Below are 14,943 nucleotides of genomic sequence, written 5' to 3' on the forward strand. Positions count from 1 at the left end.
TTGTGACTCGCTTTCCTGTTGCTTCGAATCCCGATTAGCGGGTCTTCATGGTCGGGTGGTTCGCTGCGGGCTGTTTCGCGGCATCGTCGGCGTTTTCCACGACAGTGCCGTGGATGTCAGCCGGGGTTTCCGCTGCCGAATTTTCGTCGTTGAACAGCGGACGCAGGCCGCGGGCGTACTCGACTTCGTCATTCGACTTGCCAGCTGCAACCATCGGCCACACCTGAGCATCCTCACCGACAATGAAGTCGATGACCACCGGGCGGTCGTTGATCTCGCGGGCCTTCTGGATTGCCGGTGCGACTTCCTCCTTCTTGGTTACCCGAATTGCCACGCAGCCAAGTCCCTCGGAGAGCTGGACGAAGTCCGGCAGGTAGGAGTTGTCCTCCGGGCGCAACTTCGTGTTGGAGTAACGCTGGTCGTAGAACAGGGTCTGCCACTGGCGCACCATGCCCAGATTGCCGTTGTTAATCAGCGCAACCTTGATTGGGAAGCCCTCCATGGCACAGGTGGTCAGCTCCTGATTGGTCATCTGGAAGCAGCCATCACCGTCGACCGCCCACACTTCCTTATCCGGCGCAGCAGCCTTGGCGCCCATGGCGGCGGGCACCGAGTAGCCCATCGTGCCAGCACCACCGGAGTTCAGCCAGGTACGCGGGTTTTCGTACTGAATGAACTGTGCAGCCCACATCTGGTGCTGGCCAACACCTGCAACGTAAATTGCATCCGGGCCGACGATGTCCGACAGAGTCTTGAGCACAAACTGCGGTGCAATCGCACCGTCTGCCGGATCTTCCCATCCGAGCGGAAACTCGTCGCGGAGTCCGTCGAGAAGCTTTAGCCAGTCGGAGATCTGCGGACGCGCAAGTCCCAGTTTGGTATAGGACTCGCTGAGGGCGGCCAGGACCTCACGGGCGTCGCCGACAATCGGTACGTCTACCTCGCGGAGCTTGCCAATTTCGGCCGGGTCGATGTCAGCGTGGATGACCTTGGCGTTCGGCGCGAAGGACTTCAGGTCACCGGTGACGCGGTCGTCGAAACGCGCGCCGATGGTGATGAGCAAGTCCGACTTCTGCAGCGCTGCAACAGCTGAGACCTTGCCGTGCATACCCGGCATTCCCATGTGGAGGCGGTGCGCATCTGGGAAAGCACCGCGAGCCATCAGCGTGGTGACCACCGGCACGCCGGTCTGCTCTGCGAAAGTGAGCAGTTCCTCCGAAGCGTCGGCCTTGATCACACCGCCGCCGATGTAGAACACCGGGCGCTTTGCTGCGGCGATCATCTCTGCAGCCTCGTCAATCTGACGCTGGTGCGGAGTGGTGACCGGACGGTAACCCGGCAGGTCAATCTCCGGCGGCCACACGAAATCAATCATCGTGTTCTGCAGGTCCTTCGGAACGTCAACCAGAACCGGACCCGGACGGCCAGAAGAAGCCAGGTGGAACGCCTCTGCGATAGCGCGGGGAATATCTTCTGCCTCGGTGACCATGAAGTTGTGCTTGGTAATCGGCATGGTCACGCCGCGGATGTCGGCTTCCTGGAACGCATCGGTGCCCAGCAGCGGGCGACCGACCTGGCCGGTGATGGCAACGACTGGGACGGAGTCCATCTGTGCGTCGGCAAGCGGTGTCACCAGGTTGGTAGCACCCGGACCGGACGTTGCGATGCAGACGCCGACCTTGCCGGAGACCTGCGCGTAGCCGGTAGCGGCGTGCCCCGCACCCTGCTCGTGGCGGACCAGGACGTGGCGGAGCTTTTCCGAGTCATAAATCGGATCGTAGAGCGGAAGCACTGCACCACCGGGAATACCGAAGGCTACCTCGACACCGAGCTCTTCAAGGGATCGGACAATGGCCTTTGCACCAGAGATTCGCTCGGGTGCATTGGTGCGCGCCTTGGCCGCGAATTGGGCGGGCGATGGGGTGTGCTGCTCGTGCGCGTTCACGATTTCGCTCCTGGGTAATTGGTGGACAATTCCTGGACACACATTCTGACTATGAATGTGACGCTGGAAACAACCATAGCGTCCACATAGTGAGAAGTCAATCCCGCCAATTGGACACCCCCGTACCGAGTCAGCGATGAGCTGAAGTTTATTTACTAATAAATTCAGCCTGTATTAAGGCCGACCCCTTACGGTGGAAGGCATGGAATTTTTGCAATATATGTTGTTGCGGGCATGGCAGTGGGTGGCCAACAACGGCCTATCCATCGCTTGCCTGACCATTCTGCTAATTCTTGTGCCACGTATCCGGCGCTTCATTCTGGCGATGACGTCCGGAAACATGTCCTCCGAAGATGAACAGTCCAAGGGAAAACGTGCGCTGATTGGCGCAGTTGTTTATCTCGTTGAAGTTATCGCATACTTCGTCCTGATTATTGCGATTTTGTCCAAATTCGGTATCTCACTTACCGCCGCGGCAATCCCCGCAACGGTTGTTTCCGCTGCAGTTGGTTTTGGCGCGCAGGGCGTTATCGCTGACTTCCTCGGCGGCGTGTTCATCATCGCTGAAAAGCAGTACGGTGTCGGCGACTGGGTAGAGTTCCACTCCCCCTCCGGCACGGTCCAGGGTGACGTGGTCAATATGACGCTGCGCGCTACCACGATTCGTACGCTCAACGGCGAAGAGATTATTGTGCCGAACTCCGAGTCGCGCATGTGTATCAACTACTCCTCGCAGTGGTCGCGCGCCGTGGTTGAAGTGCCAGTGCCAATGACGGCCGGCGGCTCCATTAAGGATCTGGAAGAGCGCACTGTCGCGGCGGCTGAGCACGCCATCTCGCTGGACTCCATCAAGGACGCAGTGCTGTCCGACATCACGCTGCAGTCCTCGACGGAACTCAATCCCCCGACGGTCATGGGCCTGCCGTGGACTGTCACCATGCGTCTGGTCGTCGACTGTAAGCCAGGTGATCAGTGGCTGATCGAACGCGCGATCCGCGCCGCAGTCATCGACACCTGGTGGGACGACTACGGCGAGCGCGCACAGAAGACACCGTTCGAACCGGCCGAAGAGGTCACGGGTCACGCTCGCGATGACGCGATGATCGAACAGCTCAACGCCGCCAAGGCGAAGAAGCGTGACGACGCAGACAGCACGCCGACCGAACTCGTGCCAACTGTCGCAGATGCCGAGACCGCCAAAACTGCCGTGATGGCAACCCAGGCCGTCGACAAGCAAGATGACGTCGCCCGTTCTGATATCCCGCACGCCGGCGAGCAGCTCGATGAAGCTCGTCGTGAGCAAGAGGAACAGGATGATGAGATTAAGAAGCTGACAAGCCACCCTGAGTGGTCGACGCTTACTACTCGCCAGAAGGCGCGTCGCATTCTGTCGGCAGGTGGTCGTGCACGCGTATCGACGATTGTGCTGTTGGTAACCCTGGTCATTCTCGCCATCTTGAATTTGATGACGGTGGAGACCGAAAACGGCCCATCCGGCTGGTTGGCACCGAGCCGCTGGAGCGATCGCGTGGCAACCAAGGAGGAAAAGACCACCGAGCCGACCTCGTCGCAGGTTTCCGAGACTCCGACGACGACACAGCAGGATGTCCAGACAACCGAGACGACGGCACCGAACACGCAGGAGCAGCGGACTACCGAGGAGCAGACAACGGAGAATACTCAGCAGCCGACGCGCACCCAGCAGCGTCAGCAGCAGACGACAACCGAGACCACCGAGCCGACCACCGAGCAGAATGACTCCGGCACTGGCGACTCGCAGTCGTCGGACTCCACAAACCAGGTGGAGCCAAACTCCGCAACGGTCCAATAACCGCTTCCTAACCGCATCCGAACAACCCGCTACAATCAAAGGCCATGACTAATTCGACCTCGCAGCCAAAAATTGCAACGCAGCGTTTTCGCCCTGCGAAGACGCACCTTTTCATTGTTGCGTTCATGCTCGTGCTGTGCATTATCGCCATCGGCTTCACGCCATGGTTGGCCGTCACGCTGCTGGCCCCACTCATTTACACACTCTGGATTTTCCGGGTGCGCACCACGGTGGGGCCGCGCGGTATCACTGCGGTCTACTTGCTCAATAAGCGCCGCTCGGTGCCGTGGAGCGATTTTGCGGGGCTGTTCTTTGATAAGCGCGGCCGCGCCTTTGCCGTGACCAAGGACAAGGAGCGCGTGGCACTGCCCGCAATCTCCTTTAACTCCCTGCCGGCGCTGAAGGAAGCTACCGGCGGCATGATTCCAGATCCGATTTCCTCGGCTCGTATGGCGGAAAATGACAAGGTCGAAGTCTTTGACCGCGACGGCTACTCGGTGATGAAGAAGGTCGAAAAGCCAACCGAGAAGTAGCGCCTGCACCAACCAAAAGGCCCCTAAATCTCATTATGTGGACACCTATGACCACGAAATGAGACATTAGGGGCTTTTTGTGATTAGTATGAACAAGTAGTTACCTTGCACCCTATCTAGGAAGGGCACCCCACATGATTCCCCTTCGCTCCAAAGTCACCACTGCTGGCCGCAATGCCGCTGGTGCCCGCTCCCTGTGGCGAGCAACCGGCATGACCGACGGCGACTTCGGCAAGCCGATTATCGCAATTGCAAACTCCTACACGCAGTTTGTTCCCGGCCACGTTCACCTCAAGGACGTCGGCGACATCGTCGCTGAGGCCATTACTGAGGCCGGTGGTGTTCCCCGCGAGTTCAACACCATCGCTGTCGATGACGGTATCGCCATGGGACATGATGGCATGCTCTACTCCCTGCCATCGCGCGAGATTATCGCCGACTCCGTGGAGTACATGGTCAATGCCCACACCGCAGATGCCCTGGTGTGTATCTCCAACTGCGACAAGATCACCCCGGGCATGCTCAATGCGGCTCTGCGTCTGAATATTCCGGTGGTCTTCGTCTCCGGTGGTCCAATGGAATCAGGCTCGTCGATTGTTGTCGACGGCGTCGTCAAGCCTGGCTCTGACCTGATCTCTGCAATCTCTGCATCCGCCAACGACAAGGTCGATGACAAGAACCTCCTCGACATCGAGCGTTCGGCCTGCCCGACCTGTGGTTCCTGCTCGGGTATGTTCACCGCCAACTCCATGAACTGCCTGACCGAGGCGCTGGGTCTGTCACTGCCGGGCAACGGTTCTACGCTGGCCACGCAGAAGGCTCGCCGCGACCTGTTCACCCGCGCCGGCAAGCTGATTGTGGACTTGGCCAAGCGCTACTACAACGACGGCGACGAGTCGGTGCTGCCACGCAGCGTCGCTACTCGCGAAGCATTCGTCAATGCTATGACCCTGGACGTTGCCATGGGCGGCTCCACCAACACGGTGCTGCACATCCTGGCTGCCGCCCAGGAAGGCGAGATTGACTTCGATTTGGCCGACATCGATGCCATCTCGCGTCGCGTGCCGTGCCTGTCCAAGGTGGCTCCGAACTCCGATTACTACATGGAAGATGTCCACCGCGCCGGCGGTATTCCGGCCATCCTCGGCGAGCTGCGTCGCGCTGGCCTGCTGAACATGGATGTCCACTCGGTGCACTCCCCATCTCTGGAGGAGCACCTGGATAACTGGGACATCCGTGGCGGCAAGGCAACCGATGAGGCCATCGAGCTCTTCCACGCAGCTCCGGGCGGCGTTCGCACTACCGAGCCGTTCTCCACGTCCAACCGCTGGGAGAGCCTGGACACCGACTCCGAAAACGGCTGCATTCGCGACATCGATCACGCCTACACCAAGGAAGGTGGCCTGTGCGTCCTGCGCGGCAACATCGCAGAGGATGGTGCCGTGCTCAAGACCGCCGGTATTAGCGAAGACCAGTTCCACTTCGAGGGCAAGGCTCGCGTCGTCGAAAGCCAAGAAGAAGCCGTATCGGTCATTCTGAATCGCACACTGCAGCCAGGCGAGGTCCTCTTTGTCATCTACGAGGGACCTTCCGGGGGCCCGGGCATGCAGGAGATGCTGCACCCAACCGCATTCATCAAGGGCGCCGGCCTGGGCAAGGTCTGTGCACTGGTCACCGACGGCCGCTTCTCCGGTGGTTCATCAGGCCTGTCCATTGGCCACGTCTCCCCCGAGGCCGCTGCTGGTGGCGCCATCGGTCTGGTACGCGACGGCGACCCGGTCTACATCGACGTCGCTGAACGACGTCTCGAGATTCAGGTCTCCGATGAGGAATTGGCAGCACGCCGCGATGAGGAACTCAAGCGCGACAAGCCATTTACTCCGCACAAGCCGCGTCCGCGCAAGGTGTCCAAGGCACTGCGTGCTTACGCAAAGATGGCATCCAGCGCTGATAAGGGCGCTGTGCGTGTAGTTGACTAGTTAGCTGGTCACTTGAGTTAAATTCTCAGGACTTTAGGCCCGTGTTCTTTGCACGGGCCTTTGTGCTATTCGCGTCATCCTTCGTCGAGTTTTTCAGCAACTGCTGGTATTCCACACCGTCGATGCCTTCGGCGACATCCTTCGTATGGTCCAACTTGCTGCCCTCCGTAATGGCAGCCATGACATAGCCCGGCCCGAAGACAACAGAAGAGTGCCACGTGCGCCCATTGGACCAACCCATCTTGGCGCCCTCAGAGCCCGGCAATCCGGCAAGACCGAAATCCTGACGATATCCATCTGCGGCAACAGGAGACCACTGGCGCATTGCCTTGAGAACAACCGAGTCAGAATCGCGCAGTCGCAACTGCGAAATAAAGGACACGACGTCAGCTGCGGTCGTTCGCGAGACGCCCCACTTCTGCCCGCCGAAGGTACTAAAAAGACCGTATTCCGCGGCAATGCTGTCAACCGATTCCGGATACAGTTCGTAGAACTCGGCCGCAAGGTCGTCATCGGAACGCGACACCATCTTTTCCACCCGCTTAGCATCCGCGGCAGCGCCGTGTTCCAGCACGTACTGACCGATGTAGAGCTTGATCAGCGACAGCGCCGGCAGCGGTCGCTGATCCTCATCAGTGCTGTACCCCACCCCAATCGGCGAATAGCTCACCGACATCTGCGTGCGCGGATTGGTTTGAATGCGCCCCTCGCCGTTGACGTTCATCCGCGGCAAATCCTTCGCGTATGGCGTTACGGTGCTTATCGACGGCCCGGAGTCTGTATCCGAGTTGCGAGCATCGGCAACGGCACCGGAATGGTCATCGACCGCAACCGCAGCACCGACTGCAGACATGCAAAAGACCACCGCGAGGGTGGTCTTTAGTCGGCGACTCGATTTCAGCATAGGGGGCATTGTACCCCCGCCTGCTCCGCTAATCCTATTCGGTCGAGTCCTGTCTGCGGTGTGGCGGTGAATTGTCGTTATCGGACAAATGGCAGCGTGTTCGTTGTCAGCCACCACAGTCCCACTGCGGCCAGGATGGCCAGAGCACCGAAAATCCACGACGATGCCAGCGGGCGACGTGCCCAGCTGCGGCCGAAGTCGATACCAATTCGACCTGGGCCGGTGAACTGCAGTCCCAGTGCCATGGCCGTCATGAGCAGCTGCAGCTGCAGGTCAGCGGCACCATCGCCGACCAGGCTCAACCCGCCGGACGTCGTTGCGACATCAAACATGCTGAGGTAGGCCGACAGTGCCAACGCAAGCGCTGCTGCCAGCGGTGTGGCCAAACCGAGCACCAGCAAGGTACCAGCGATGAGCTGGGTTGTCGGAATGGCCGTGGCCATCACTGCCCCGAACGCGAAGTTGTTCTGGTTAAACTGCGCCTCCAAGGCGGTGGTGCCACCGGAATTGCCCCACCCCAGCAGCGTCGTCAGGCCGTGGACCAACAGCAACGCGCCGAGGCCCAGACGCACCAGCAGCAAACCGAAATCGGTGGTGCCGCGGCGGTACTCCGGCTCATCGCCGTCGTAGAAGTCCGTGTCTTCGTCCACCTGGCCGTCAGCTGCCACAGCTCCTGCAGGTGCTGCGACCTGAGTCGGTGCAGCCTCGGCCGCCGGAGTCGGCTCGGCGAAGTCCGTGCGGTCGAGAAATTCGGTCTCGGCGTTGGACTGCTGGGCCGAATCATTAAACGTGTCCCCTGCTGCTGGGTGGAGTTCCTCGTTCTCCCTAGCGGAGAAAGCTTCGGTCGGCTGACCGAAGTCCTCATCAGGGTTGACGGACTCCCCCTGGTTCGGCTTGTGCAGGATTTCGGTAGCTGCAGCGTCCTGTGGCTCCGGGGCCTCGGGCTCCTCCTTGGGTCTGCCGGCAGGGCTAATCACCTGTGGAGCAGTTCGCCCGGCTGCAGCGTAGGCATCATAACGCCTGCGCGGAGTGGGTTCAGGCTCAGGCTCTGGTTCCGGCTTTGCTTCCGACTCAACCGCAGCCGAATCGGTCTCCGGCAGTTCCGCCATATCAGCGTCCGTCAGCGGCTCAAGGTCCGGTTCTGATTCTGGTCCTGGCTCTGGTGCAGACTTCTTGGAGGCCTCCTCGGCCTCTGAAGCTACGTTCTTCTCAGGCACACCTGGGAAGACCTGCGTCGCAGTGTTGTCACTGTCATCGCTGGTGTCGTCTGTTACGTCGTCGTTCATCGGCTCAGCGAGCTTGCGGTAGGTCGGGACGTCGAGATCGTCATCGAATCCGTCCTCCACATTCTCGAGGGCGCGGTCGTTCGGGTACTTCTCTGAGTCGCTCACACCGTCAACATTAAAACCACTGATTCACTTTTGGTCGCAGGCGTGGCCGTGATTCGGCGCGGTATTGTGTAGGCCTATGAGTTCCCGCCACGATTGCACACGCCCCGACAGCCGCAGTCCGCAGTCCCGTTTTCGCGGTCCCCGCAGGGCTGCACTCGCTGCTGGTGCCGTCGGCACGCTCGTGCTTTCGGGATGCATGAGCTCATCGGCATCGCTTGAAGCGCCGTTCGCTGAGGACACCGCCGAGCCCACGGGCATTGCGATGCCCAAGTTCTCGTCTCCGGATCTGCCTGACTCCCCTGTTCCCACCACAGAACGGAAGAAGAAGGAGTCGGGGCCGTGCGACATTGACGATGTCACGCTGGCCGCCTGCCTGCCGCTAACGACCGCGCTAACTTCGATTGGCCCAGGTCAAGCGCTCGTCGCAACTGACGACGGCGCGCTCACCGTGGTCGCTCCCGGTAAGAAGCCGCGCGAAATCGCCAATATCGGCGCGCCCGCCAAGCAGCTTCTGCCCAGCCCCGCTGTCACCGAAGACCGTCAGGTTTTTGTGCTGCGTAACGACGACACCCTCGCTCGAGTCACCATTTTGGACGATGCTCCCGCTGATATTCGTGAGCTACCTGAGCTGAGTGAACCCGGCATTCTGGGAATTTATTTTGACCGCATCTTCGGCGAAGAAGCACCCCGCAAGCTCTTGGTCGGTGACCCCGGCATTCAATTCCAGCAGTTTTGCCACGGACCGGAATCCATGCCACCGCTGGCAACCGCAATTCTCGATGGCACACCACAGCTAGTGCAGCTCACCGGCCCCATTATTGATCCGCTCGGAGGCGTTGACCTCAATGATTCCATCGGCGGGTGTGCCGTGATGGGTGACCGAGCGGTCATCGCCATTCCGAATGCACAAAAGGTGATTTCACTGCCGATTGGGCCGGAGTTCAATGGTCCTGGCAGCGGCTGGGAAGTAAAGGGATCACCGGACGTGCTGGTTGACGGTGACTTTGGCCAAATCTCCCACGTGGCAGCCGTTGCCTCGGGTCAGGGCATCGAAGTGTGGGGTGCCACAACGAATAAAACCGCCGGGGCCAAGCCCTCGGAGTCGGACGAGCGAGTCGTCCGACTGCCGAGCGATGGCGCCGCCGGCGGTTCCCCGGATTAAACCTCCGAGCTGCTAGTTCAGCTTCTTAGCAATCAGCTGGTTGACCTGAGCTGGGTCAGCCTTGCCACGGGTGGCCTTCATGACCTGGCCCACGATGGCACCGACAACCTTCTTGTTGCCGGCGCGGTACTTCTCCACGATGTCCGGGTTGGCAGCCAGGGCATCGTCGACAGCCTTCTCAATAGCTCCGTCGTCTCGGACGACCTCCAGACCACGAGCGGCAACAACCTCATCCACGTCGCCCTCGCCAGCGAGAACGCCATCGACAGCCTTACGAGCCAGCTTGTTGGTCAGCTTGCCCTCTTCAATCAGAGCGATCACGCGGGCGACCTGTGCTGGAGTGATCTCCAGCTGAGCCAGCTCCACGCCCGCCTCATTGGCCTTCTGTGCCAGGTAGGCAACCCACCAGGAGCGAGCCTCAGCCGGACCAGCGCCGGCCTCGACGGTGTCCACAATCAGGTCGAGTGCGCCGGCGTTGACCAGGTCGCGCATTTCCTCGTCCTTCAGGCCCCACTCTTCCTGGATGCGTGCGCGGCGGACCCACGGCAGCTCCGGCAGCGTTGCGCGGATTTCCTCCACCCACTCACGCGGAGCGATGACCGGAGGCAGGTCCGGGTCATTGAAGTAGCGGTAGTCCGACTGCGACTCCTTCGGGCGGCCCTTGGACGTCGTGCCGTCGGTCTCCTGGTAGTGACGGGTCTCCTGAACAATCTCCTCACCGTTGACGATGGCAGCGGCCTGACGCTGCATCTCGTAGCGAACAGCCTGTTCAACAGACTTCAGAGAGTTGATGTTCTTGGTCTCAGTACGAGTACCGAATTCCTCCTGGCCAATCGGGCGCAGGGAAACGTTGGAGTCCACACGCATCGAGCCCTGATCCATGCGAGCATCGGAGACACCGAGGGACTTCACCAAGTCACGCAGTGCCGAAACGTACGCACGAGCAACCTCTGGCGCACGCTCGCCAGCACCGATAATTGGCTTCGTCACAATCTCAATCAGTGGAATGCCTGCGCGGTTGCAGTCCACCAGCGAACGCGTGGCGCCGTGAATACGGCCATCGGCACCGCCCAGGTGCGTCAGCTTGCCAGTGTCTTCTTCCATGTGAGCACGCTCGATTTCGACACGGAACTCCGTGCCGTCGTCAAGCTGAACGTCAAGATATCCGTCGTATGCGATTGGCTCGTCGTACTGGGAAATCTGGTAGTTCTTCGGCTGATCCGGGTAGAAGTAGTTCTTGCGTGCAAAGCGAGAGGACTCCGCAATCTGGCAGTTGAGAGCCAGACCGATCTTAATGGCCCACTCAACGCCCTGACGGTTAACCACGGGCAGCGCGCCCGGCAGGCCAAGGCTGCAAGGGTCGACGTTGCTATTGGGCTCGGCACCGAAATTTGCCGAGGAAGACGAGAACATCTTGGTCTTCGTCGCAAGCTCGACGTGGACCTCCATGCCCATTACCGGGTCAAATCGTTCGAGGACCTCATCAAAGTCCATCAAGTCATCAGCGTATGCAGCGGTCATGGTTGTACAGTCTACTAGCGATACCGCCTGCGGCGTGCCCTAGGGTAGAACTCGTGCCTGGAGTAAATGAACATCCGCCGATTCCACCGACGTCGACACGCGATACGCCCACCTTTCGCACTCCCGCCGACCGCCACCGCGCTGGCGCTACTTTTGACGATGAGCTGCAGGAAAGCCGCGACGGCGCAACCGGCTATCACCGCGTGCGCCCCGGCTATCCGCCCGAAGTCATCGCGGCACTGACCGCATTAGCACCGACGCCACAGGTCGTCGCCGATATCGGCGCCGGCACCGGAAAACTCACTGCCGCGCTTGACGACGTCTACCGCGACGCGGCCATACTCGCGCTCGATCCTTCGACTGCGATGCGGCAGGCCCTGTCGCACAATCTTCCCGGTATTCAGTGCACCGACGGCACAGCAGAGCGCACTGGACTTTCCACTGGCAGCGTCAATGTCGCCACCTGCGCGCAAACCTGGCACTGGGTGGACACCGCCGCTGCGAGTAAGGAGTTCGCACGCATCTTAAGCGACGGTGGCGTGGCCATGTTGGTGTGGAACAACCTCGATGTCTCCGTGCCGTGGGTGCATCGTCTCAGCCGCATCATGCACGCCGGAGATGTGCTGCGCCCCGGCTTCTACCCCGAGGTAGGCCCCGAACTGACTTTGGCCGATGAGGTGCGCACAACGTGGGAACAAACTCTCACGTTGGAGGACATCGTGCTGCTGGCGCGAACACGTTCCTATTGGCTGCGTTCGAAGCCGGCCACGCGTGAGAAGGTGGAAGCCAACCTGCATTGGTATCTACATGAGCATTTGGGCTTTACATACGAAGAAGGCATCGCCCTTCCCTATCGGTGCGATGCCTTCTATTTTCGAGCCAGCTAGCTTGCGCTGACGTTTTCGTTATTTGTCGGCCGAGGGCTTCTGCTTTGGCTGCTTCGACTGCTTTGGCTGCTTTGGCTTGGGCTTCATTGGCCCCGCCACCCTCTTGATGGCACTCTTGGTCTGGCTAGCCAACTTATCCGAAGCCGTGGCAGTTGCCTCGCCTGGGAAGGAATCCTTGGCGGTCACACGCGGATTGTCATCCTCGTGTTCCTCTTCAATCTCGGCGAGCTTTTCCAGACGCTCATTGTCCTTTTCGACAATGCGCTCCGCATCTTCCTCAGTGAAGTCCACATCGTCATCGCTGACCAGTTCGTCGACGATTTCATCGCGAACACTTTCCTGCAAGTCCACATTGGAGACGTTCGAATCCGCTACGGCACGATCCAGCTTCTTCTGGTCGGCGGTGGTGAACTTGCGGTCCGGATGAATCTTGCGGCGTGCCAGCTTGCGGATGCGACCGCGGCGCTTGGATTCCTCGACCAACTTGTTACGGCCCAGCAGGTAGGCACCGCACAGAACCGCAATCAGAGCGATACCGAAGTAGCCCAGCGCCGGGTAAATCGAGCCGACCAGCGACTTGAAGCCAAAGAAGCTCAAGCCGAAGCCAATCAGTACGGTCACGATGAACACCAGGCGGAAACGGTGCGGCGTGTTGCGGGTCAGGCGACGGCCCAGGGCGTAGAACATACCGATGGCCGTGTTGAAAATCATGCCGTAGATGATGATGGCCATGATGGTGCCGAGCACCGGATGAATGTCATCCACAATGGCCAGAGTTGGCATATCCTCATGGCCGACGGTTTCCACCTTGAAGAACAGGGCGAAGGTCACCAACGTCAACAGGCCGCCGTAGATGGTGCCGCCCATCAAACCGCCAATACCCGCCTCGCGGGGATTGAGGTAGCTGCCGCCGATAACAATCGACATGGAGACTGCCACCATGACACAGAAGCCGACGTAGTTCAGCGCCGAAATCGACCAGTGCGGCAGAGTTGTCGGCAGCTCCGTGGTGTACTGAGCAGCCTCTGCCATTGAGGTGTCATTGGTGACCAGCGTGTAGATACCGGCACCGAGCAAGAACACGATGATGAATGGCGTAATCATGCCGATAACACGGCTGACCTTGTCTGCGTCCAGCATGCCTACGCCGAGGGTCAGTGCCACCATGATTGTGGCACCAATCCACACGTCTAGGCCGAACTGCTGGTTGAGGTTTGCACCTGCACCGGCAAACATGACGAATCCGGTACAAAATAGCGTGACCATCACTGCGATATCCAAGATCTTGGAAATCCACTTCTTAGTGATTTCATCAAAGACCTCAGAGTGCTCGTCAGCCTGGAAGTAACTTGCCAGCGAGAGGACGGCCAGGCCACTGATGATCATCACGACCGAGGCGAGAATAACGCCCCACAGACCGTTTTCTCCGAATGCCACGAAGTACTGCATCATTTCCTGGCCGGAGGCAAAGCCCGCACCGACGGTTAGGCCTACAAAGGCCATTGCAATTGATGTGGCTCTTTTCCACATGGTGAGAAAATCCTAAAAGTACGTCTATTTTCCAAAAAGGGACCGCAATAACAATAATGCCCGGATTGGTGCATCTATCATCAATCCGGGCAAAGTGCCTATATCGTTATAGAGATTTAGCCAACTCGTTCTCTAATTGAGCCACAAGTACAACCTCATAGCCCACTTTTAGCCGAAGAGTGCAGCCGCAGTCTTATAACGGGACTCCGGAACGACCTTGAGCTCCGAGACAGCATCATCGATGGTGATGCGCTCAATATGTTCACCGTGGAGCGCAACAATCTTGCCAAAGTCACCCTCATGAACTGCCCGGGTTGCGTGGACACCGTAGCGAGTGGCCAGCACGCGGTCATACGCCGTCGGAGTACCACCGCGCTGGATGTGGCCAAGCACCGTGGTGCGGACATCGTAGCCGGTGCGCTTCTTAATCTCCGCACCAATGACCTGACCGATGCCGTTGAAGGTCTGGTGACCGAACTGGTCAACACCGCCCTCTTCGTACTCCATCGTGCCCGGCTTCGGGGTTGCGCCCTCGGCGACGACGATAATGCCGTACTTCTCGCCCATCTGGAAACGGCGTTCCATGGACTTGACAATCTCATTGATGTCAAAGGGCTTTTCCGGAATGACGATGTGGTGTGCGCCACCGGCCATGCCAGCGTGCAGGGCAATCCAGCCGACGTGGCGTCCCATGACCTCCACAATCATCACACGCTGGTGAGATTCTGCCGTAGTGTGCAGGCGATCAACCGCATCGGTTGCCACTGCCACTGCAGTGTCGAAACCGAAGGTGTAGTCGGTGCCGTTGACGTCATTGTCAATGGTCTTTGGCACACCGACAACCGGGACACCGTTGTCCGACAGCCACTTACCGGCCTTGAGGGTACCTTCACCGCCGATTGGGATGAGGGCATCAATGCCCGCATCATCCAAGTTCTCCTTGATGCGGTCAAGGTTCGACATAAGGATGTCCGGGTGGACACGGCCGGTACCCAGCATTGTGCCACCGCGCAGCAGCATGCGGTCAATCCGCTCATCGTCGTAAAGCTGAACCCTTCGGTCTTCCATGAGACCAATCCAACCGTCCTCAAAGCCGACGACGGTTGAGCCGAACTCACTCGAGCTTGTTCGGACAATTGCACGGATAACGGCATTCAAACCGGGGCAATCTCCACCGGAGGTAAGGGTCGCAATTCGCATGATGCCCACCTTAGTCGCGATATTCGCATCGTGCTTGGCAGAACCTGCGAACAAAACGTG

General features: G+C 59.5%; 11 protein-coding genes. 5 read left to right on the top strand and 6 right to left on the bottom strand.

All coding sequences use genetic code 11. The features are described from left to right. Positions 1 to 34: 34 nt before the first annotated feature. Complete coding sequence (locus tag Q4E11_RS02105; protein WP_303163213.1) at positions 35 to 1,945, bottom strand: acetolactate synthase large subunit; 1,911 nt, start codon at positions 1,943 to 1,945, stop codon at positions 35 to 37. A 202-nt stretch (positions 1,946 to 2,147) separates the two neighbouring features. Between Q4E11_RS02105 and Q4E11_RS02110 the strand changes: the two genes are divergently transcribed. The 3 genes from Q4E11_RS02110 (at position 2,148) to ilvD (ending at position 6,288) form a co-directional block, all read left to right on the top strand. After that, positions 2,148 to 3,776: a mechanosensitive ion channel family protein gene (locus Q4E11_RS02110; RefSeq protein WP_303163215.1), complete on the top strand. Its 1,629-nt coding sequence runs from the start codon at positions 2,148 to 2,150 to the stop codon at positions 3,774 to 3,776. Positions 3,777 to 3,820: 44 nt separating this feature from the next. Next, positions 3,821 to 4,309 (top strand): PH domain-containing protein, encoded by a 489-nt coding sequence (locus tag Q4E11_RS02115; protein WP_303163217.1) that lies wholly within the window; start codon positions 3,821 to 3,823, stop codon positions 4,307 to 4,309. A 134-nt stretch (positions 4,310 to 4,443) separates the two neighbouring features. Further along, entirely contained in the window at positions 4,444 to 6,288 is a 1,845-nt protein-coding gene (ilvD, locus tag Q4E11_RS02120; protein WP_303163219.1) for a dihydroxy-acid dehydratase, read from the top strand. 25 nt (positions 6,289 to 6,313) lie between these two features. On the opposite strand, the gene Q4E11_RS02125 is transcribed toward ilvD, so the two are convergent. Then, positions 6,314 to 7,192, bottom strand: coding sequence for a hypothetical protein (locus Q4E11_RS02125; RefSeq protein ID WP_303163220.1), 879 nt, complete (start codon positions 7,190 to 7,192; stop codon positions 6,314 to 6,316). Between the two features lie 77 nt (positions 7,193 to 7,269). Then, positions 7,270 to 8,583, bottom strand: coding sequence for a DoxX family membrane protein (locus Q4E11_RS02130; RefSeq protein WP_303163221.1), 1,314 nt, complete (start codon positions 8,581 to 8,583; stop codon positions 7,270 to 7,272). A 76-nt stretch (positions 8,584 to 8,659) separates the two neighbouring features. On the opposite strand from Q4E11_RS02130, the gene Q4E11_RS02135 reads away from it, so the two are divergent. Further along, on the top strand, positions 8,660 to 9,745 hold the full coding sequence (locus Q4E11_RS02135) for a glucose dehydrogenase (protein WP_303163222.1): 1,086 nt from the start codon (positions 8,660 to 8,662) through the stop codon (positions 9,743 to 9,745). Between the two features lie 12 nt (positions 9,746 to 9,757). On the opposite strand, the gene gatB is transcribed toward Q4E11_RS02135, so the two are convergent. After that, positions 9,758 to 11,266: an Asp-tRNA(Asn)/Glu-tRNA(Gln) amidotransferase subunit GatB gene (gatB, locus tag Q4E11_RS02140; protein WP_303163224.1), complete on the bottom strand. Its 1,509-nt coding sequence runs from the start codon at positions 11,264 to 11,266 to the stop codon at positions 9,758 to 9,760. A 53-nt stretch (positions 11,267 to 11,319) separates the two neighbouring features. On the opposite strand from gatB, the gene Q4E11_RS02145 reads away from it, so the two are divergent. Continuing rightward, positions 11,320 to 12,153: a class I SAM-dependent methyltransferase gene (locus Q4E11_RS02145; RefSeq protein ID WP_303163226.1), complete on the top strand. Its 834-nt coding sequence runs from the start codon at positions 11,320 to 11,322 to the stop codon at positions 12,151 to 12,153. Between the two features lie 18 nt (positions 12,154 to 12,171). Here the strand turns inward: Q4E11_RS02145 and Q4E11_RS02150 are convergent, their stop codons facing one another. Both Q4E11_RS02150 and Q4E11_RS02155 read right to left on the bottom strand, forming a co-directional pair. After that, positions 12,172 to 13,656: a hypothetical protein gene (locus tag Q4E11_RS02150; RefSeq protein ID WP_303163228.1), complete on the bottom strand. Its 1,485-nt coding sequence runs from the start codon at positions 13,654 to 13,656 to the stop codon at positions 12,172 to 12,174. A gap of 195 nt (positions 13,657 to 13,851) precedes the next feature. After that, positions 13,852 to 14,883 carry an ATP-dependent 6-phosphofructokinase gene (locus Q4E11_RS02155; protein ID WP_303163230.1) on the bottom strand — a complete coding sequence of 344 codons (1,032 nt, stop codon included), beginning with the start codon at positions 14,881 to 14,883 and terminating at the stop codon, positions 13,852 to 13,854. Positions 14,884 to 14,943: the final 60 nt, after the last annotated feature.

Origin of the sequence: Corynebacterium sp. (assembly GCF_030532195.1) — a bacterium.
Classification (GTDB): Bacteria; Actinomycetota; Actinomycetes; order Mycobacteriales; family Mycobacteriaceae; genus Corynebacterium.

Coding starts and splice junctions, on each gene's coding strand:
- Q4E11_RS02155 (WP_303163230.1), bottom strand. CDS start 14,883: ATGCGAATTGCGACCCTTACCTCCGGTGGAGATTGCCCCGGTTTGAAT.
- Q4E11_RS02115 (WP_303163217.1), top strand. CDS start 3,821: ATGACTAATTCGACCTCGCAGCCAAAAATTGCAACGCAGCGTTTTCGC.
- Q4E11_RS02135 (WP_303163222.1), top strand. CDS start 8,660: ATGAGTTCCCGCCACGATTGCACACGCCCCGACAGCCGCAGTCCGCAG.
- Q4E11_RS02125 (WP_303163220.1), bottom strand. CDS start 7,192: ATGCTGAAATCGAGTCGCCGACTAAAGACCACCCTCGCGGTGGTCTTT.
- gatB (WP_303163224.1), bottom strand. CDS start 11,266: ATGACCGCTGCATACGCTGATGACTTGATGGACTTTGATGAGGTCCTC.
- Q4E11_RS02150 (WP_303163228.1), bottom strand. CDS start 13,656: ATGGCCTTTGTAGGCCTAACCGTCGGTGCGGGCTTTGCCTCCGGCCAG.
- ilvD (WP_303163219.1), top strand. CDS start 4,444: ATGATTCCCCTTCGCTCCAAAGTCACCACTGCTGGCCGCAATGCCGCT.
- Q4E11_RS02110 (WP_303163215.1), top strand. CDS start 2,148: ATGGAATTTTTGCAATATATGTTGTTGCGGGCATGGCAGTGGGTGGCC.